Raw genomic sequence first — 19,634 nt, 5'->3', positions numbered from 1 at the left:
TTCTTCCTCAGCTCTTGCGCAGCCAGCCGCCGAAGGCGCGTCCCAGCAGGCCGCCGCGCGGCGGCGTGGCGGCGGCGGGCAGGCCCTGGAGTTCCGACGGAATGCTGTCCGGGCCGGTCGTGTTCACCGGCTGGAAGGTGGACGAGGCGGCGATCTGCCCGAGGTTCTCGAACAGGTAGCGCCGCGGCTCCACGCGGTAGCCCAGCAGCAGTTCGGTCTGCTGCACCGCGCGCAGCACCAGCAGCGAATCGCCGCCGAGATCGAAGAAGTTGTCGCTCGCGCGGATGTCGTTGACGTCGATGCCGACCACGCCGGCCCACACCTGTGCCAGCTGCGCCTGCTCGGGGTTCATCAGCCCGGCCTTGGCCTTGGGCGCGCCCGCCGCCGCACCGGCCGGCGCCTCGGCGCGCGACGTGTCGGCCGCGAGCTTGCGCAGGTAGGCGGCGCTGGTCGAGCCTTCGGCGCTGGCGATGTAGTCCAGGCTGGCCTCGGGCCTGTCGCCGGCGCGATGCAGCAGTTCGAGGTAGCGCTCGCGCAACTGGGCGCCGGTCTCGCGCAGGTAGATGTCGGCGTTGTAGATCAGCGCGCCTTCCAGCCCGCTCGGCTTGTCCATCAGCCACACGCCGATGTCGTCGGTGGCGCCGCGCTGCATCAGGTGCATCTGCCGCGTCTGCAGGCTGCCCAGGCGGCGCGAGCGGTCGCGCGCGTCCTGGAACGAGAACATCGACTGGTACGGCCCCGACGCCTTGGCCTGGCCGCCGGAGCCGGGCTCGGCCATCAGGCGCTCGAACGGCACCTGCTGGTAGTTCATGAGCGTGAGCAGCTCCTGCTTCACGTAGCGCATGAACTCGGGCAGCGACTGGCGCATGTCGATCTGCAGCGACACCGGCAGCACGTTGTTGAAGACGCCCATCACGTCCTCGGTCTCCGGCTGCTGGCGGCCGCGCACCGGGTTGGCGATGACGATGGCGTCCGAGCCGATGGTGCGGGCCATGGTCAGCGCATAGAGGCCGAAGGTCAGCATGCTGAGCGTCACGTCCATGCCGCGCGCCACTTCGCGCAGCCGCTGCGTGGCGGCGAGGTCGATGTGGATCCACTGCGTGCCGCCCTGGCCGCTCTTGCCCGCGCGGCGCGGCATGTCGGTGTTGGGCAGCCGGGGCAGTGGCGCGGCGGCGAAGCGCTTGCGCCAGAACCCGATCTGCTCTTCGAACGCAGGCTCCTTCATCCACTGGGCGAGCCACTCGGCGTAGTCGCCGTGCGTGGTGGCGATGGCCGGCAGGCCGTGCGGGCGGCCGCGCTCGGCGGCGTCGTAGAGCGCGGAAAGCTCGCGCTGCATCAGGTCGAAAGACCAGCCGTCCCACACCAGGTGGTGCGGCACGAAAACGAAGGCGTGGTCGCGCTCGTCGAGCTTGAACAGCGCCGCATGCGCCATCGGCGCGCGGTGGATGTCGATGGGGCGGTCGGCCAGCTCCTGCATCTGCTCGGCCAGCTCGGCTTCGCGCTGGTCGGCGGGCAGGTCGCGCAGGTCGATCACCGGCAGCGAGAAATCCACAGACTGCGCAATCGACTGGACGGGCTCGCCAGTGCGCGGGTCGGTGCCCATGCTGGTGCGCAGCGCGGGCTGGCGGCGGATGATCTCGCGCAGCACCGATTCGAAGCGCGCCGCATCGAAGTCGCCCAGCAGCCGCTGCGCCGACGGCGCGTTGTAGACCGAGCGGCCGGGGTGCAGCTCTTCCATGAAGCGGATGCGCTCCTGCGACGGAGTCATCGGCGCGGTGGTGCGGTCGGGCCGGTTGGGCAGCGGCACCTGCTCGCCGGCGCCGGTGCCTTGCAGCGCCTCGACGGCCACTGCCAGCCGCTCGGCGGTGGGCGCCTCGAACAGCGTGCGCAGCGGCAGCGTGATCTGGAACTCGCGGCTCAGCAGCGTGGCCAGGCGGGCGGCCAGCAGCGAATGGCCGCCCATGGTGAAGAAGTCGTCCTTCATGTCGAGGCCGGGCAGGCTCAGCACCTGCTCCATGGCCGCGAGCACCTTGCGCTCGCTGTCGGTGCGCGGGCCTGCGCCGCGCTGCATGGTTTCGCGCGGCACGGCCTGCGGTGCCGGCAGCGAGGCGCGGTCGAGCTTGCCGTTGGGCAGGGTCGGCAGGCTGGCGAGCGTGACCACGTGCTGCGGCAGCATGAAAGCCGGCAGGCTGCCGCGCAGGTGCTGCATCAGCGCCTCGAGGTCGAAGGCGGCGCCCGCCGCGTTCGGCGCGAGGGCGAGGTAGGCCACCAGGCGCACGTCGCCGGGGTTGTCTTCGCGCGCCACGACCACGCTGCGCGAGACGCCGGCAACCTCGTTGCAGCGGGCCTCGATCTCGCCGGGCTCGATGCGGTAGCCGCGCACCTTCACCTGGAAGTCGAGCCGGCCCATGTGCTCCAGCAGGCCGTCGTTGCGCCAGCGGCCCCGGTCGCCGGTGCGGTAGAGGGGCGTGGCATGGCCGAGGATCCGCGCGGTGACGAAGCGCTCGGCCGTGAGTTCGGGCCGGTCGTGGTAGCCCAGCGTGACGCCATCGCCGCCGATGCAGATTTCGCCGGGCACGCCGAGCGGGCATGGGCGCAGCTCGGCGTCGAGGATCCACACCTGGGTGTTGTCGATCGGATGGCCGATCGACACGCCGCGCGAGGCGACCACGTCGCGCTGCATGTTCCACACGGTCGACCACACGGTGGTCTCGGTCGGGCCGTACACGTTCCACAGCTGTTCGCAGCGGTCGAGCAGCTCGAGCGCCAGGCGCGGGCGCACCGGCTCGCCGCCGATCCAGCCCCGGAAGCCGGGCGCGCCGGGCCACTGGGCGTCGAGCAGCAGCTGCCACATGCCGGGCGTGGCCTGAAGGATGGTGACGTCTTCTTCCTCCAGCAGGGCGCGCAGGTGGTTGCCGTCCATGGCGGTCTCGCGCTGCACCATCACGATCTCGGCGCCGGCCGCGAGCGGCAGCAGCAGCTCGGCCACGGCGATGTCGAAGGACAGCGTGGTGACGGCCGCGATGCGGTCCGCCGCGCCGATGCCGGGCTCCACGCGCATCGACTGCAGCAGGTTGGCCACGCCGCGGTGCGGCACGCTCACGCCCTTGGGCTTGCCGGTGGAACCCGACGTGTAGATCACGTAGGCCGGGTCTTCGGCGCCGGCGTCGAGCTCGCCCGGCTCGAGCGCCGTTGCGGGGCCCTGTTGCCAGGCGGTGTCGCGGTCGATCTCGAAGATGTGCTGGCTCGCGTCGACACGCCACTGGCGCGGTGCCGTCGCGATGTCGGACGTGGTGAGCAGCAGGCCGAGCCGCGCGTCTTCGGCGTAGTGGTCGAGCCGCGCCTGCGGGAAAGCGGGGTCGAGCGGCACGTAGGCGGCGCCCGATTTCAGCACCGCCAGCAAGGCCACCAGCATGTCGGTGCCGCGCTCCAGGCACAGGCCCACGTGCTGGCCCCGGCCGATGCCGCGCTCGCGCAGCGCATGCGCCAGCCGGTTCGACTGCGCGTCGAGCTCGCCGTAGGTGCTGCGCCGCGCGCCGTCGCGCAGCGCCGGCCGCTCGGGGTGCAGCAGCGCGCGGGCCACGAAGCCGGCATGCGCCAGCGGGTCGCCAAGCAGCTCGGTGGGCGCGGGCTGCAGCGCGGCCAGCACCAGCGAGGCCTCGGTCGACAGCACCTCGAGCCGGCCGATGGCCTCGGACGGGTCGCGCGTGGCCGACCGCAGCACGCACTCGAACATGTCGAGCCAGCGCTGCACGCTGACTTCGTCGAACAGGCCGGTGTTGTACTGGGCCTCGATCACCAGCCCGCCTTCGAGCGGGCGCAGGTTCAGGAACAGCTCGAAGTTCTCGTACTGGCGCGGCACGGTGTCCTGCCTGACGGACAGGCCGACGAAGCTGTCGGTGCCGCTCGCCACGTCGGGGTCGACGTTGAACATCACGCTCACCAGCGGCAGCCGGCTGGCGTCGCGCTGCAGCGAGAGCTGGCCGAGCAGCGCGCCGTAAGTCAGCGACTGGTGCTCGAAGGCGTCGAGCACGGCGGTGCCGCATTCGCTCATGAGCGCGTCGAAGCGCAGGTGCGCATGTGCGTTCACGCGCAGCGGCAGCAGGTTGACGCAGTGGCCCACCAGGCCGGGCATGTCGCGCGCCAGCTGGCCCGAGGCCGGAATGCCGACCACGATGTCGTCCTGCCCCGTCAGCCGGTGCAGCGTGGCGACGAAGGCGCCGAGCAGGCCCGCGAACAGGCTGGTGCCGGCCTTGCTGCTGACCGAGCGCATGGCGGTGACCAGGCGGCGGTCGAGCGTGCGTTCGGCACGCAGCGAAGTGAAGGTGCGCACGGCCGGGCGCGGGTGGTCCAGCGGCAGCTCCAGCACGGGCGGCGTGCCGCCCGAGAAGCGCTCCAGCCAGTAGTCCACGTGCTGCTGCATGTCGGGGTGCGCGGCTTCGGCGGCTTCCGCCGCGGCGAAGTCGGCATAGGACGGCGCGGCCTTCAGCCGCAGCCCCTGGCCGATCTGTTCGGCGTACAGGTGGCCCAGCTGCTCGGTGATGACCGCCCACGACCAGCCGTCGCACACCACGTGGTGGGCCGACATGACGAGTTCATGGTCGTCCTCGCCCAGGCGATACAGCACTGCCCTGAACAGCGGCCCGTGCTCGAGCGAGAAGGGCGTGCACACCGCCGCGTTGTGCGCGGAAGCCAGCACCTGTTCGCGCGATGGCGGGTCGAGCTTGGCGAGGTCCATCATGCCCATCGGCTCGGCCGGGGCCTGGCCGACCAGCATGCAGGTGCCGTCCGGCGAGATGGTGGCGCGCAGCGACTGGTGGCGCTCGACCAGCGCGGCCATCGCAAGGCCCAGCGCCTGCGCATTCAGCGGCCCGTGCAGGCGCAGCAGCACCGATTCGTTGTAGGCCAGCGAAGCCTCCGGGCTCAGCATGGCGCCGAGCCAGACTTCGCGCTGCGATTCGGTGGTCGGGATGACGCACTCGATGATCCCGCTGGTGGCGGGGCCCGTTCCGGTGTCGGTCTCGGGGCGCAGGACGGCGTTCATGCTGCGGCCTTTCCATTGACGTGGTGGGTGGATGCCTGCGCCTCTGGCACGTACCAGAAGGGCTGGCCGTCGACGTCGCGCGCCAGCACCGAGCCTTCTTCGGCCGGCTTGCGCACGTCGAAGCTGGTCACGACCGCGGCGCGGCGCGGCAGGAAGCCCGATTCCTGCATCTCCGCGACCGATTCCCTGAAGGCGCGCTGGATGAAGGCGATGTCCTCGGCGCTGTGCGCGCTGGTGAGGAAGCACGGGAAGTTGTCCAGAATGTGCACGCCGCGGCTGCGCATCATGGCGAACAGCAGGTCCTGCAGCGGGTGGTCTTCGAGCCAGCTCACGCGCCACAGCGAGCCGAAGTGGCGTATCTCGATCGGCGCGCCGACCTCCTTGCACCAGGCCGACATCTCCGCGGCCATGGCGCTGGTGCTGCCCGTGAGCCCGGCCTGCAGCGCGGGGCCGGCTTCCTTCAGGTGCAGGAGCGAGGCCTTGGCCGCCGCCAGCGCCAGCGGGTGGCGCACGAAGGTGCCGGCGAAGTAGGTCACGCCCACGCCGGGAATGGAGTCGTCGCCGTACTGCCAGGCGCCGCCGTCGAGCGCGTCCATGAACTCGCGCTTGCCCGCGATCACGCCCACCGGAAAGCCGCCGCCGATCACCTTGCCGTAGGTGGCGAGATCGGCGCGCACGCCGAACAGCTCCTGCGCGCCGCCCAGCGCGGTGCGGAAACCGGTGATGACCTCGTCGAAGATCAGCGCGCAGCCGCTCTTGGCGGTGATCTCGCGCAGCTCGTGCAGGAACTCGCGCGGCTGGAAGTCGGGCCGGCGGCTTTGCACCGGCTCGGCCAGCACGGCGGCCAGGTCGTCGGCGTTGTCGCGGATGAAGGCCAGCGCCTCCGGCGTGCCGTAGTCGAGCACGCGGATGTCGCCGAACATGCCGCTCATCACGCCCGGCGCGGCCGACAGGCCCTTGCCGCCCTTGCCGGCGCGCACCAGCACTTCGTCGAAGGTGCCGTGGTAGGAGCCGGTGAACACCACCACCGTGCTGCGGCCGGTGACGGTGCGCGCAATGCGCAGCGCCGCCATCACGGCCTCGGAGCCGGTGTTGCACAGGCCGGCGCGGTCGCTGCCCGTGAGCTCGCAGATGAGCGCGGTGACGTCGGCGGCCAGCGGATGCTGCGGGCCGATCTCGTAGCCCGCGTCGAGCTGCCTGCGCACGGCGTCCTGCACGAAGTCGGGCTGCCAGCCGAACATGTTCATGCCGAAGCCGTTGAGCGCGTCGACGTATTCGTTGCCGTCCAGGTCCCACATCTTCGAGCCCTTGGAACGCTCGATGACGATCTGGTAGGTGATCTCTTTGGTGACCGGGCGGAAGCCGTTGACCACGCGCGGGTCAGCCATGTGCGAGCGGTTGGCCTCGGTGAACTGCTTGCTCTTGATGGTGCGCTCGATGTAGCGGCGCATGAACGCCGCGAGCCGGGCCTTCTGGCGGCCGCTGGGCTCGGCCGTGCGCTGGGTGTGGATGCGGGCGATGGCGCCGAAGGCCTTGGCGACGTCGTAGCGCAGCGGCTCCTTCGACGGCGCGGGCTCTTCGGCGGCGGGTGCCGCCGCGACCGGTGCGGCGACGGCCGGCGCCTGCACTGCCTGCGGCATGACCGGCGCGGCGGGCGCCGTGCCCGAGAGCAGGGCGAGCTGCTGGCGCATCAATTCCATTTGCTGCGCAATCAGCTGGGAGATCGGGCTGGAGGCCGCGTTGCCGTGCATAGGTGCGTACGCCACCGGTGCGGGCGCCAGGGCTTGAACGGGCTGCTGCACCACGGGCGCTTCAGCCGCTGCAACGGGCGCCACGACCGGCGCGGCTTCGGGCGGCAGGCTCTCGCGCAGGAACGCGGAGAGCGCGTCGAAGCAGCGGTAGTTCTCCATCAGCTGCCTGAAGCTCAGGTTGACCTTGAAGTGCTTCTTGATCTGGGTGGCCGCCTGCGTCAGCGTGAGCGAATCCAGGCCGAGCTCGCCGAAGGGCGCATGGCCTTCCGCCTGCGCCATGTCGATGCCGGAGATGTCCTCGAACAAGGCGCGCAGGCGCGCATCGACGGGAGGGGAGGACGCGGAGGAAGGGAGAGGCGAGGTCGCTGCAGCTGTCACGATCGGCTCCAAAGGTGTGGGTGTGGCGGAAGGGGCGGGCGAGACTGAAAGAGGTGCGGCGGGGATCGCGGCGGTCGCGGCGATCCCGGCGGCTTCGGGAGCGGCGGCGATGTCGACCCAGAAGCGCTTGCGTTCGAACGGGCTGGTCGGCAGGCGCACCCGCTGGGCGCCGGTGCGGCTGGACAGGCGCGACAGCTCGACTTCCGCGCCGCAGGTCCACAGCCGGCCGACGGCCAGGCACAGCGTGCGGTGTTCGTCGGCGGGCTCGCCGTGCAGCAGCGGCACGGCAGCACTCGCGCCGTGCTGGCGGACCAGCGTGGAGAGGGTGTTGCGCGGACCGGCTTCGATGAAGAGCGGCTGCGCGGCGTGTTCCATCGCGGCGCGCACGGCCGGCGAGAAGCGAACGGTGCCGCGCAGGTGCCGTGCCCAGTAGGCGGGGCTGGTGGCTTCTTGCGCCTCCAGCAGCCGGCCGGTGAGGGTCGAGAAGATCGGCGTCTGTGGCGCATTCAGCGCCACCTGGCCCACCAGCGCCTCGAAGGGCGCGACGGCGCCGTCCATCATGGCGGAGTGGAAGGCGTGCGATGTCTGCAGCGCGCGGCATGCGATGCCTTCGGCTTCCAGCGTGGCCTGCAATGCGGCGATGGCCTCGAAGGAGCCGGCGGCGACGCAGGCCGTGGGGCCGTTCTCGGCGGCGAGCGAGAGCGAGGCGCCCAGCCTTTGCTCCAGCTCGGCCGCGCCGATGCGCACCGACAGCATCGCGCCCGCCGGCAGCGCCTGCATGAGCGCGCCGCGCCGGGCGACGAGCCGGGCCGCATCTTCGAGCCGCATGACGCCCGCGAGCACCGCGGCGACGAACTCGCCCACGCTGTGGCCCATCAGCGCATGGGGCCGCACGCCGGTGGCCAGCAGCCGCCGCGCGAGGGCGTATTCGATGGTGAAGAGCGCGGGCTGGGTGACGGCGGTGGGCGACAGCGCCTTCGGGTCGTCCGAGAACATGCGCTCGCGCAGGTCGAAGCCGGTGGCGCCAGCCATGGCATCGATGCAATCGTCGAAGGCGGCTGCGAACACCGGGTCGGCCGCGTGCAGCAGCCTGCCCATGCCGGCGTACTGCGCCCCCTGGCCCGGGAACATCAGCACCGGCTGCGGCGCGCGCGAGGCAAGCCGGCCGCTGGCGCGCCAGGGCGAATCGGCGGCACGCAGCGCCTCGATGGCCTGCACCGTGTCGGCCGCCACCACCACGCGGCGGAAGGCGTGGGCCTTGCGGCCGACCGCCAGCGTGTGGGCCACGTCGGCCAGCGGCTGTTCGGCATGCGCCTGCAGGTGCGCCGCGAGCTGCTCGGCGGCAACGGCCAGCGCAGCCTCCGAGCGTGCCGACAGCGGCAGCACCTGTTCGCCGGTGGCGATGGGCGATGCCGGCCGCGGCGGCGCTTCCTCGACGATGACGTGCGCATTGGTGCCGCCCACGCCGAAGGAGCTCACGCCCGCGCGGCGCGGCAGGTCGACGCGCGGCCACGGCTGCAGGCTGGCGGTCACTTGGAAGGGCGTGCGTGCGAAGTCGATCGCCGGGTTGGGCGTCTCGAAGTGCACCGTCGGCGGGATCTGCCCGTGGTGCAGCGCCAACGCCGTCTTGATGAGCCCCGCCGCGCCGGCGGCCGTGACCATGTGGCCCACGTTGCTCTTGAGCGAGCCCAGCGTGCAGTAGCCGAGCGCGTCGGTGTGCTCGGCGTAGGCCACGGCCAGTGCCTCGACCTCGATCGGGTCGCCCATCGGCGTGGCGGTGCCGTGCGCCTCCACGTAGGAAATGCTGCGCGCATCGACCTCGGCCGCCGCCAGCGCGGCGCGGATCACCGCCGCCTGGCCGTCCACGCTGGGCGCGGTGAAGCTGGCCTTGGCGCCGCCGTCGTTGTTCACGCTGGCGCTGCGCAGCACGGCGTAGATGGTGTCGCCGTCGGCCTGCGCGTCGGCCAGGCGCTTGAGCAGCACCACGGCCGCGCCGTCGCTGAAGACGGTGCCCTGGGCCTTCGCGTCGAAGCTGCGCGTGTGGCCGTCGGGCGAGAGCATCGAGCCCTCGTTGTAGAGGTAGCCGCTGCGCGGCGGGCAGGTGACCGATGCGCCGCCCGCCAGCGCCATGTAGCACTGGCCGGTGCGCAGCGCGTGGAAGGCGTGGGCCACGGCCACCAGCGAGGTCGAGCAGGCGGTGTGCACGCTGACGGCCGGGCCGGTGAGGTTGAGCCGGTTCGCCACCCGCGTGGTGATGTAGTCCTTCTCGTTGGCCAGCATCACCTGGAATTCGCCGACCGGTTCCACCAGGTCGGGCCGGGTGCTTACATGGCGCTGGAAGTAGGTGGCGTTGTACATGCCGGCATACACGCCGACCGGGCCGGGCGCGGCGTCGGGCACGTAGCCGGCGCGCTCCAGGCATTCCCAGCAGATCTCGAGGAACACCCGCTGCTGCGGGTCCATGAGCTGGGCTTCCTTGGGGCCGATGCCGAAGAAGGCGGCGTCGAAGTTCTCGATGCCGTCGATCACGCCGCGTGCGCGAACATAGGACGGATCGCTGCGCAGCGCCTGGCTCACGCCGGCGTCGAGCGTGGCGTCGTCGAAGAAGGTGATGGTGTCGCGGCCGGCAACGAGGTTGTCCCAGAACTGCTCCACGTCGGCGGCACCGGGAAAGCGGCCCGCGGTGGCGATGAGCGCGACCGCGTCGGAAGCCGGCGCGGCGGCGTGCGGGGCGGACGGCTGCGATGCCGCCTGCACGGATGCCTCCGCCGGGGGACGCAGCCGTGCGGCCATTGCCTTCGGCGTCGGGTCGCGGAAGAACAGGTTGGTCGACAGCGGCAGCGCGGTGTCGCGCTTCAGCTCGCCCAGCACCTGCAGCACCAGCAGCGAATCGCCGCCGAGGTCGAAGAAGTTGTCGTTGCGCCCGACCTTGTCGATGCACAGCGCGCGCGCGAAGGCTTCGCACACCTGCTGCTCGACGGCGTCATGCGGCTCCTCGTAAGGCTGCGAAAGCTCGGGGCGGCCGGCGGCGGGCTCGGGCAGCGCGCGGCGGTCGAGCTTGCCGTTGGGCGTGACGGGCAATTGATCGAGCCAGACCTGCGCCGAAGGCACCAGCGCCGCGGGCAGTCGGGCCGCGAGGTGCGTGCGCAGCGCCTGCCACGACAGCTTCGGGCCGCGGGCCACGAGGTACGCCACCAGGCGCAGCTGGCCATCGGCATCGGGCCGGGCAACCACCGCGCAAGACTGCACCCCGGAGTGGGCGAGGACGGCGGCTTCGATCTCGCCGGTCTCGATGCGGTGGCCGTGGATCTTGACCTGGCCGTCGCGGCGGCCGATGAATTCGATGGTGCCGTCGGGCAGCCAGCGCGCGAGGTCGCCGGTGCGGTAGAGCCGGTCGGCCGGACCGCCGAAGGGATCGGGCACGAAGCGGTCGGCGCTGAGTTCGGGCTGGCGCAGGTAGCCGCGCGCCAGCCCGTGGCCGCCGATGCACAGCTCCCCGACCAGGCCGGAGGGCAGCAGCGCCATCGAGGGGCTCAGCACGCGCAGCACGGTGTCCTTGATCGGGCGGCCGAGCGGCACGGAGCGGGTGTCTGCGGGCAGCGTCGGCGCGATGCGGTGGGTGGTCGCGAAGGTGGTGCACTCGGTCGGGCCGTAGCCGTTGCTCAGGGCCAGGCCGGGCAGGGCGGCGAGCGCGCGCCGCACGTGGGGCACCGAGAGCGCCTCGCCGCCGGTGAACAGGTGGCGCAGGCCCGCGAGGTGGGCCGGGTCATCGTCGATCACCGCGTTGAACAGAGCGGCCGTGAGCCAGGCGGTATGCACGTCGTGGCGCGCGATGGTGCGGGCCAGGCCGGCACCGGTGGGCACGCGCTCGTCGTGCACCACGCAGCAGCCGCCGTTGAGCAGCGGACCCCAGATTTCAAGGGTGGCCGCGTCGAAGCCCAGCGGCGCGGCATGCAGCATGGCGCGGCCGGGCGCGAGCTCGACATAGTCGACGCCGACCACCAGCCGCAGGATCGAGCGGTGGCAGATCTCGATGCCCTTGGGCGTGCCGGTCGAGCCCGAGGTGTACATGACGTACGCAACCGACTCGCCGTCGATGGCCGGCTCATTCCATGAACTGCGATCTTCGTTGTCCAAGGCATCGTCGAGCAGCAGAGCGCGTTGTTCGGCCGGCACGAGGTGGCGAAAGGCTTGCGCCGTGATCACGTGGCGGGCCTGCGCCTCCGCGAACATGTAGGCGATCCGCTCGGGCGGAAAGTCGGTCGGCACGGGAACGTAGGCGCCGCCCGCCTTAAGGATGCCGATCAGCGCCACGACGGCGCCCAGCGAGCGGTCGAGCAGCAGGCCGACGCCGTCGCCGCTTCGCACGCCCAGCTGCTGCAGGTGGCGCGCGAGCTGGTCGGAGCGGCGGTCGAGTTCGGCGTAGCTCATCCGCACGTCGCCTTCGGCGACCGCGATGGCCTCGGGGGCGGCGGCGGCCTGGCGGCGGAACATGCCGGTGACGGTGAGCGTGCGGTCGAGCGCCGACGGTGGCGTGTTCCAGCGGACGAGCTGGTCGTGGCTGTCGGCGACGGGCAGGGTGCGGATGTCGTCCAGCGCGGCATCGGGGCGGGCCAGCAGATCGGCGGCGGTGTCGGCGAGTGCGGCCAGCAGGCGCTCGGCGCAGGCCATGTCCATCAAGGCCGCCGCCACATCCATATGCAGGGAGCCGGAGGCTTCGTCCAGCCAGAGGCGCAGGCGGGCGTCGGGTTCGGCCGTGTCGGCGGCATCGCGCAGCCACAGCGAGACGGGCGGCTGCGCGCCGGTGGCGGCAGCACTCGCCGCGCGACGGGCGGCATCGAGTTCCGCGATCCAGGCGCCCGCGGGGCGGGTGGCGTCGAAGGCCACGGTCGTGGACGTGTGCAACGCCTTGGCGCCTGCCAGTTCGTGCAGCACCGGCCAGAGCACGCCGAGCCACCGCGACTGCAGCAGCAGCCACGCGCCGGCAAACAGGGTGTCGGGCAACTGGCCACCGGTTGCGGACGCCTGTGCCCGGCGTTGCATGAATTCGGGTGCGAGGGGCATGGAGACGGCGTGCCGCCCGCCCGGCGTTTCCGGGTTCGCCCGCGGCACGAACAGATCTTCCAGAAGCGTGTCTGGAGCGCTGCGCCGTGACGTCGAAACAGATTGAATTTCCATGTAATTACCCGAAAAGAAATACGATGGAACCAATTGAATAGGCCGAATGGCCAGTGACTCAATTGAGGCTTTGAATTTGCACCCTGTGTTTTTTCGTGTCTCGATCCTAGGGTGTTTCCCCAAGCCGATGTGGGTACTTTCGATCTACGTTACAGATTGACATAGTTATTTCTGAAACGTACTACCGCAACTGTCCAGTCCTGGGTAACTGATGCGCCGTTTAGGGCAAAAGCAGGTGATGGGGCACCCCTCCGGGCGCCGGCAGGCGCGCTCCGAAGCGGGGTACTCATGGGGATGCCGAGAGGGAGAGGGCGCCGGATCGGCCGCAGCGGCGAGAGCGTCAGGGAGACCAGCGCAAGGCACCGCCCACAGAGGGAGAGATGCGGAAAACGCACCGCACGCACGCTCGCAAAATGAAACCCCGCCCTAAAAGCAGGCTGTTATTAATTGGTGGAGCGTGTAACCGAATAAAAAACCGCTGTACAACACAGAAAAACGAACAAAACTCAATGGGGCATACGCACATGCGCGGAAGCAATATTTGAAAGCCTCCAATGCTCAACGACATCTTATTACCCGATGTAGTTCTCCAGCGCCGCGGTCTCTATTACGAGTCGGTTATTCCGAACAATTCGCCTGGATTGACCGCCAATGCCATTTATTTCGGCAATGAGGCTTGGGCCAGGGAATATCTGGACTTCTGCCATCGCGATGCGCATTTCAGGAGCCGTTGGCTCGCAGCGGGCGGCGACTGGACGGACAAGGTGGTCATCGACCTCGGTTGCGGCCCCGGCAATGTCTTTGCCACGCTCGGCGGCAAGCCCAGGATGCTGGTCGGCGTCGACGTGGCCGGCGGCTCGCTGGAAATGGCTTCGCGCCTGGGTTACACGGCGGTGCTGGCCGATGCCGCGCATACGCCGTTCCGTTCGCGCGTGGCGGACATCGTGGCCATCAATGCTTCGCTGCACCATTGCGACGACATGACGGCGGTATTGAGCGAAGGCGCGCGGCTGGTGAAACCCAATGGCCTGCTCATTACCGACCACGACCCGCAATTGACCGCATGGGATTACAAGGGCCTGGCGAAATGGATGTGGGACGCGCGCCTGTGGATCTACCGGGTAACGCGGCACGGCTTTCACAAGACCGGCAGCCAGCAGTCCTGCGGGCTGCAGACCGAACTGCACCACCGCCCCGGGGACGGCGTGACACACGAACTGTTCAGGCGAACGCTGGAGCCGCTGGGGTTCGAGGTCCGCATCCATCCCCACAACCACCAGATCGGCGCCCAGGCCCTGGAAGGCGAGGTCGGCCCGGCGCAATGGAAATACCGCATGGGCAACCGGCTGTCGGGCCGCGACCCGCGCGCGCCCGACAGCGCGCTGTCCCTGATGTGCATCGCCAGGCGCAGCATGAACTGACAGCGCGCAGCCGCCGCCGTCCAGCCCCGGGCGCGACGGGCCTTCAGCCACTGCTGGTAGGCTCGAACGTCTTCAGGAAAAAAGGAACGGCTAGTGGTTGTGACAGGCAGGAACTGGTGCGCGGTCATCGCGCTGATCGCGGCATTGACGCTCGCGGCGTGCTCCACGACGAAAGCCCCGGTGGCGGGCCCCGGCGAATATGTGGTCCAGCCCGGCGACACGCTCTACCGCATCGCCTCCAGGATCGGCCGCTCGCCCGGCGACATCGCCCGCTGGAGCAATCTCCAGGACCCCGACCGCCTCGAAGCAGGGCAGGTGCTGCGCGTGGCACCGCCGGGCGGTGCCTCGGCGCCTTCGCCGGATGCATCCGCGCCGCCGCCACTGCCGAGGGCCGGCGGTGCCGACCGCCAGAGGCCGCCGCCGCGTCCCGCCGCGCGCGAGCCCGACCCTGTCGTTCCGCCAGCCGCCCGGCGCAGCGACTGGGGCTGGCCCGCGCAGGGCCAGGTCGTGGCGGGCTTCAACGGCTCCAGCAACAAGGGCATCGACATCGGCGGCAACACAGGCGACCCGGTGGTGTCCATCGGCAACGGCTCGGTGGCCGTCACAGAGACGCTGCGCGGCTACGGCAGCGTGCTCATGGTCGACCACGGCGGCTCCTACATGTCGGTCTATACCAATGTGCGTTCGGTGCTGGTGAAGCAGGGCCAGCGCGTGCAGCGGGGCCAGAAGATCGCCGAGATCGGCACTGCCGATGCCGGCCACCCCAAGCTGCACTTCGAGATCCGCTACCGCGGCAAGGCCGTCGACCCCCGGCAGTACCTGCCGGCGCGGTAGGCGGGCAGGGCATTTCGACCGAAAGTTATCCCACGGATTGGGGATGTTCCCGGTGCCCCGGAGGGCGCAGACTCGCGCCCTCATTCGTTTAGGGGGTACTACATGGATCTCACGTACTGGTTGCTCGTCGGCACGTTGCTGGCGCTGCTTCCCGCTGAATGGTTTTTGCTGGTTCCGTTCAGCCTCGGCTGGCAGCCCTTGCGCGAGCAGATCGCAGAGCAGGTCGCGCGTTCCGTGGCGCTGGCCGATGAATGCGCGGGGCCGTTCGACAGGCCCACCATCTCCTTCTGAAAGCGCGCGCCTTCGCCAGGAGGCCCCATCCCCCGTGTCGCCGCGTATCGCGGGCATCTAAGATGCTCGATGTTTTTGAGACGACCGGAAGACGCGAGAGGCAAAGGGAGGGCCACGCATGATTTCTTTGCTCCATACCGCGGACTGGCAGATCGGCCGCGTGTTCTCGCAGTTCGAGCCCGACGACGCCGCGGCGCTGTTCGAGGCCCGCTTCAAGGTGGTCGAGCGGCTGGCCGCCATTGCCAGCGAACGTGCCGTCGATGCGGTGCTGGTGGCGGGCGACGTGTTCGACCTGCAGACGGTTTCCGACAAGACCATCCGCCGCATGTTCAACGCGATGCAGGGCTTTGCGGGGCCGTGGCTGCTGATTCCCGGGAACCACGACTCCGCGCTCGGCGAATCGGTCTGGAGCCGCGCCGCCCGGCTCGGCGCGGTGCCATCAAACGTGGTCTGCTGCCTGGAGCCGGTGCCGCGCACCGTGGCCGGCAAGTTCACGCTGCTGCCCGCACCGCTCACGCAGCGCCATACCTATGGCGACCTGACCGACTGGTTTGCGTCGGCCTCGGTCGAAGAAGAAGGCCTGCCGCGCATCGGGCTGGCGCACGGCTGCGTGCAGGGCATTCTTTCGGAAGACATCGACTCGGCCAACCCCATCGCGGCGGACCGCGCGGCGCAGGCCCGGCTCGACTACCTCGCGCTGGGCGACTGGCACGGCACGCGCCAGACCGACGAACGGACCTGGTACGCGGGCACGCCCGAGACCGACCGCTTTCGCGCCAACGACTCCGGGCAGGCGCTGCTGGTGACCATCGCCGGCGCCGGCGCGTTGCCCGAGGTCGAGCCGGTGCGCACCGGCCAATATGCATGGCAGCAATGGGAGCCGCGCCTGTCCGTGGCTTCCGACATCGACGAGCTGGTGGAAAAGCTGAACCTCGTGGGCGCCAACGATGTGCTTCAGTTGCGCGCGCAAGGCAGCTGCGACCTCGGCGGCCACCACAGGCTCGGCGCCGCGCTCGACGCAGCACGCGCCCGGGCCCGCGCGCTGGTGTGGGACGGCGAGGCGCTGCGCCTCGAACCGACCGAGGAAGACATCCAGGCCCTGCATGCCGACGGTTTCGTTGGCGAGGCCCTGCAAGACCTGCGCTCACAGCAGGACGGCGCCGATGCCGAACTGGCGCGCGACGCGCTGCTGACGCTGGCCCGCATCCTCGACGCGCAGGCACCGCGCGCGGGAGCCGCCGCATGAGCATGAAGCTGCAACGCCTTCGCATCGAGAACTTCAAGCTGTTTCGGGCGCCGCTGGAAATCGATGGCCTCACCGACGGGCTGAACCTGTTCGCGGCGCCCAACGAGTCGGGCAAGTCCACCGTGGCCGAAGCGATTCGCGCCGCGTTCTTCGAGCGGCACCGCTCCAGCGCGGTGGAGCATCTGCGGCCGTGGGGCGAAAGCTCGGCGACGCCCACGGTCGAACTCGATTTCGAGCTCGACGGCAAGCCCTGCCGCCTGACCAAGGCCTTTCTCGGCAAGAAGCGCTGCGAACTCAGCATCGACGGCAAGGCGATGGACGGCGCGGTGGCCGAAGACCATCTGGCGGCGCTGCTGGGGTTCAAGTTTCCGGGCAAGGGCGCGAGCACGCCGGAGCACATGGGCATTCCGGGGCTGCTGTGGATCCGGCAGGGCACCTCGCACGACATCTCGAGCGCGGTGGGCTTCGCGAGCGACCATCTGCGCAATGCGCTGGGCGAATCGCTGGGCGAGCTGGCGTCGAGCAATGGCGATGCGGTGCTGAAAGCGGTGGAAAGCGAGCGCAACGAGCTGCTCACGCCCGCCGCGGGCACGCCGCGTGGCGCGTATGCGGATGCGATCAGGCTCAGGGATGAGCTCGACAGCGAACTGAAGCGGCTGCGTGTCGACATCGAGGCCTACCAATCGGGCGTCGACCGCCTTTCAAGCCTGCGCCGCGACCATCAGCGCGACGAGTCAGCGCGCCCCTGGGCCGCGTTGCGCGAGCAACTCGCCGGTGCGCAGCAGCGCCTGGACGAGGCCAAGGGGCTGGCGGACCGCAAGGCCGCGCAGGACGCCGCGCTGCGCCAGGCCACGGTGCAGGTCAACGCCTTGCGCACCCAGTTGCAGGCAATGGAGCGGGAAGAATCGACCGTCGTGCAGCGCGAAAAGAATCTGCAGACGGTGAGGGAAGGCCTCGCCAAGGCCCTGGAAGAACTGCAGGCCTGGGAGCCGCGCCACGCAGCGGCGGCGCAGGCCGACTCGGCTGCACGGGAAGCCCTGCGGCTTGCGCGCCAGGCGGCGGCACGCACCGCACAGGAAAGAGCCGTCGAAGGCGTGGCAGAACAACTCGCGGCCCTCACGCAAAGCCACGCGAAGGCGAAGGGTGAGCAGGACAAGGTCACGCGGCTGCAAGCCGAAGCGCAGTCGCTCGCTGTGCCGGATGGCGAACTCAAGCGCCTGCAGCGCTGCGCGGACACGCTGCGCACCGCGCAGGCCAAGCTGGATGCGGTGGCCACGGCACTGGAATTCGACCTGTTGCCCGGCGCCGATGTGCGCGTGGCGGGCGCGGCGGTGTCAGGGTCGACGCGCCAGACCGTCATCGCGCGCACCGGCATCGACATCGCGGGTGTCGGCCGCATCACGGTGCTGCCGGGCGGCGCCGACCTGGAAGGACTGGCCATCGAGCGCGATCGCGCGCGTGACGAACTGGCCGAGCGGCTGCAGGCCTTGCGCGCCGAAAGCGTGGCGGCCGTCGAAGAGCGTGAACGCCTGCAGGCATCGCGCAAGAGCGAAGCCGCGGCGGCGGTGGCTGTATTGGCTGCGTTGGCGCCCAAGGGCCTGAGCGCATTGGCCGCCGACATCGCATTGCGCGAAGCACGGCTCGTGGAAGCCCGGCAGGTGCTGCAGGCGATGCCGGCATCGACCGATGCGCCGGCAACCCCGATTGCGCAGGCAGAGTCGGAGGAGGGCGCCGCCCGCGCCGCGCTGTCGGATGCCTCCGCCGCGCTGAACGACGCCAAGGTCGCGGCCGGCAACGCGCGTGAGCAGGTAAACGCCGCCGAGGCCGAGCTTGCCGCCGTGAAGGCCACCTTGAGCGATCCGCAGCGCGCCGGCCGCAAGGCCGATGCCGGCGCGGCGCTGACCGACGCGCTGGCGCAGCATTCGGCCATCCAGGACAAGGTCGGCGAACTTGCGCAGCAACTGCAGACCGTCAACCTGCCCGTGCTGTCGCAGGACGTGGAGCGGCTCGAACGCAGCGTGAAGCAGGCCGAGGCTGCGCACAGCCAGCGTGCGAACGACATCACCCGCCTCGAGGTGGAGCTTCAGGTGAAGGGCGCGGCGGGCCTGGAAGAAGCCGCGTCCGAGAAGCAGCGCGAACTCGACCACGCCACGCGCCGGTGCGCGGAATTCGAGCGCCGCTCGAAGGCGCTCGACCATCTGCTCAGGCTGCTGCGCGAAAAGCGATCGGCCCTGGCGCGCCGTCTTCGGGCGCCGCTGCAGAAGCACCTCGATCACTACCTGCAGATCCTGTTTCCGGGGGCGCAGGTGGAAGTCGGCGAAGACCTGTCGCCGGGCCGCATCACCCGCCAGGGCCTGCGCGGCGCACAGAGCGGCGAGTTCGAAGAGCTGAGCGTCGGCGCGCGCGAGCAGATGGGCGTGGTCGCCCGGCTGGCCTATGCCGACCTGCTGAAGGAAGCGCGCAAGCCGACCCTGCTGATCCTCGACGACGCGCTGGTCAACACCGACGAAGAGCGCCTGAAGCAGATGAAGCGCGTGCTGTACGACGCGGCGACGCGCCACCAGATACTGGTGTTCAGCTGCCACCCGGAGGCCTGGCGCGACCTTGGCGTGGTGGCGCGGAGCATTCCGTAGAGCGCCGCTTTTTCGCGCTCAGGCGATCAGCAGCCGCTCGCAGGCTTTGCGCAACGGCACCAGGGCGGGCAGCGTGCGCGCCTTGGCGTCGGTGACGATCGCGTCGATGTCTTCCGTGCTTGCATAGGTCACGCGGCTGGCCTGGCCGATCTTGGCGTGGTCGGCCAGCAGCACCAGTTGCTGGGCCTGTTCGGCCATGGCGCGGGCCACCGCCGCCTCGTGGTGCTCGAAGCTCATGGCGCCGTGCCTGGCGTGCAGTGCCACGGGCGACAGCATCGCCACGTCGGCGCGGTAGCGGCGGATGGCCTCCACCGTGATGTCGCCGCAGGTGGCCTGCGTCTTCACGTCGATCTCTCCGCCCAGCAGGATGGTCTTGTTGCCGGTCAGCCGGCCCTCGCTGGAACCTTCGAGCTTGAGCGCGATGCTCAGCGAGTTGGTGATGACCGTCATGCCGCTCAGCGCGGCAATTTCTTCCGCCAGGATCGACATGGTGCTGCCCGCGTCGAGGAACACCGTCTGCCCCGGTGCCAGCAGCGTGACCGCAGCCTTGGCGATGGCGCGCTTCTCGCGCTGCCGCGCCACCAGCCGCACGGCCAGGGGCGGCTCGGGCTCCACGCCGGTGGCTATGGCGCCACCGTGCACGCGCCGCAGTTCGCCCAGTCCCTCCAGCTCGAGCAGGTCACGGCGCACGGTCTCGCGAGACACCGCAAGGTCCTGCACGATGCGGTCGACGCTGAGTCGGGAGAAAGTGGCCAGCAGGCTGCGGATGCGCAGGAATCGTTCTTCTTGAAGCATTGAAACGCTGTGGTGAAAAGAAGGAGCGGCGCCATTGTGCCTACCACCGGTGCGTTGCCGACG

8 protein-coding genes are annotated in these 19,634 nt (G+C 70.2%); 5 read left to right on the top strand and 3 right to left on the bottom strand.

Translation table 11 applies throughout. The features are described from left to right. Nucleotides 1–7: 7 nt before the first annotated feature. Both C4F17_RS05105 and C4F17_RS05100 read right to left on the bottom strand, forming a co-directional pair. Nucleotides 8–5,044 carry a non-ribosomal peptide synthetase gene (locus C4F17_RS05105; RefSeq protein ID WP_106934503.1) on the bottom strand — a complete coding sequence of 1,679 codons (5,037 nt, stop codon included), beginning with the start codon at nucleotides 5,042–5,044 and terminating at the stop codon, nucleotides 8–10. Further along, nucleotides 5,041–12,351, bottom strand: coding sequence for a type I polyketide synthase (locus tag C4F17_RS05100; protein ID WP_106934502.1), 7,311 nt, complete (start codon nucleotides 12,349–12,351; stop codon nucleotides 5,041–5,043). The genes C4F17_RS05105 and C4F17_RS05100 overlap by 4 nt, the downstream gene beginning before the upstream one ends. Nucleotides 12,352–12,905: 554 nt before the next feature. On the opposite strand from C4F17_RS05100, the gene C4F17_RS05095 reads away from it, so the two are divergent. The 5 genes from C4F17_RS05095 (at nucleotide 12,906) to C4F17_RS05075 (ending at nucleotide 18,776) form a co-directional block, all read left to right on the top strand. After that, nucleotides 12,906–13,772, top strand: coding sequence for a class I SAM-dependent methyltransferase (locus C4F17_RS05095; RefSeq protein ID WP_106934501.1), 867 nt, complete (start codon nucleotides 12,906–12,908; stop codon nucleotides 13,770–13,772). 99 nt (nucleotides 13,773–13,871) lie between these two features. After that, nucleotides 13,872–14,606, top strand: coding sequence for a peptidoglycan DD-metalloendopeptidase family protein (locus C4F17_RS05090; protein ID WP_234382579.1), 735 nt, complete (start codon nucleotides 13,872–13,874; stop codon nucleotides 14,604–14,606). A 102-nt stretch (nucleotides 14,607–14,708) separates the two neighbouring features. Then, on the top strand, nucleotides 14,709–14,897 hold the full coding sequence (locus tag C4F17_RS05085; RefSeq protein ID WP_081269543.1) for a hypothetical protein: 189 nt from the start codon (nucleotides 14,709–14,711) through the stop codon (nucleotides 14,895–14,897). Nucleotides 14,898–15,015: 118 nt separating this feature from the next. Then, the gene (locus C4F17_RS05080; RefSeq protein ID WP_106934499.1) at nucleotides 15,016–16,143 is read left to right on the top strand and encodes a metallophosphoesterase family protein; all 1,128 of its coding nucleotides are present in this window, start codon (nucleotides 15,016–15,018) and stop codon (nucleotides 16,141–16,143) included. Beyond that, on the top strand, nucleotides 16,140–18,776 hold the full coding sequence (locus C4F17_RS05075; RefSeq protein WP_234382576.1) for an AAA family ATPase: 2,637 nt from the start codon (nucleotides 16,140–16,142) through the stop codon (nucleotides 18,774–18,776). The genes C4F17_RS05080 and C4F17_RS05075 overlap by 4 nt, the downstream gene beginning before the upstream one ends. Before the next feature lie 18 nt (nucleotides 18,777–18,794). On the opposite strand, the gene C4F17_RS05070 is transcribed toward C4F17_RS05075, so the two are convergent. Continuing rightward, nucleotides 18,795–19,571 carry a DeoR/GlpR family DNA-binding transcription regulator gene (locus C4F17_RS05070; protein ID WP_081269541.1) on the bottom strand — a complete coding sequence of 259 codons (777 nt, stop codon included), beginning with the start codon at nucleotides 19,569–19,571 and terminating at the stop codon, nucleotides 18,795–18,797. Nucleotides 19,572–19,634 lie beyond the last annotated feature (63 nt).

The sequence above is a fragment of the Variovorax sp. PMC12 genome, assembly GCF_003019815.1.
Classification (GTDB): Bacteria; Pseudomonadota; Gammaproteobacteria; order Burkholderiales; family Burkholderiaceae_C; genus Variovorax.
This window is presented reverse-complemented; position numbering and strand designations above follow the sequence as displayed.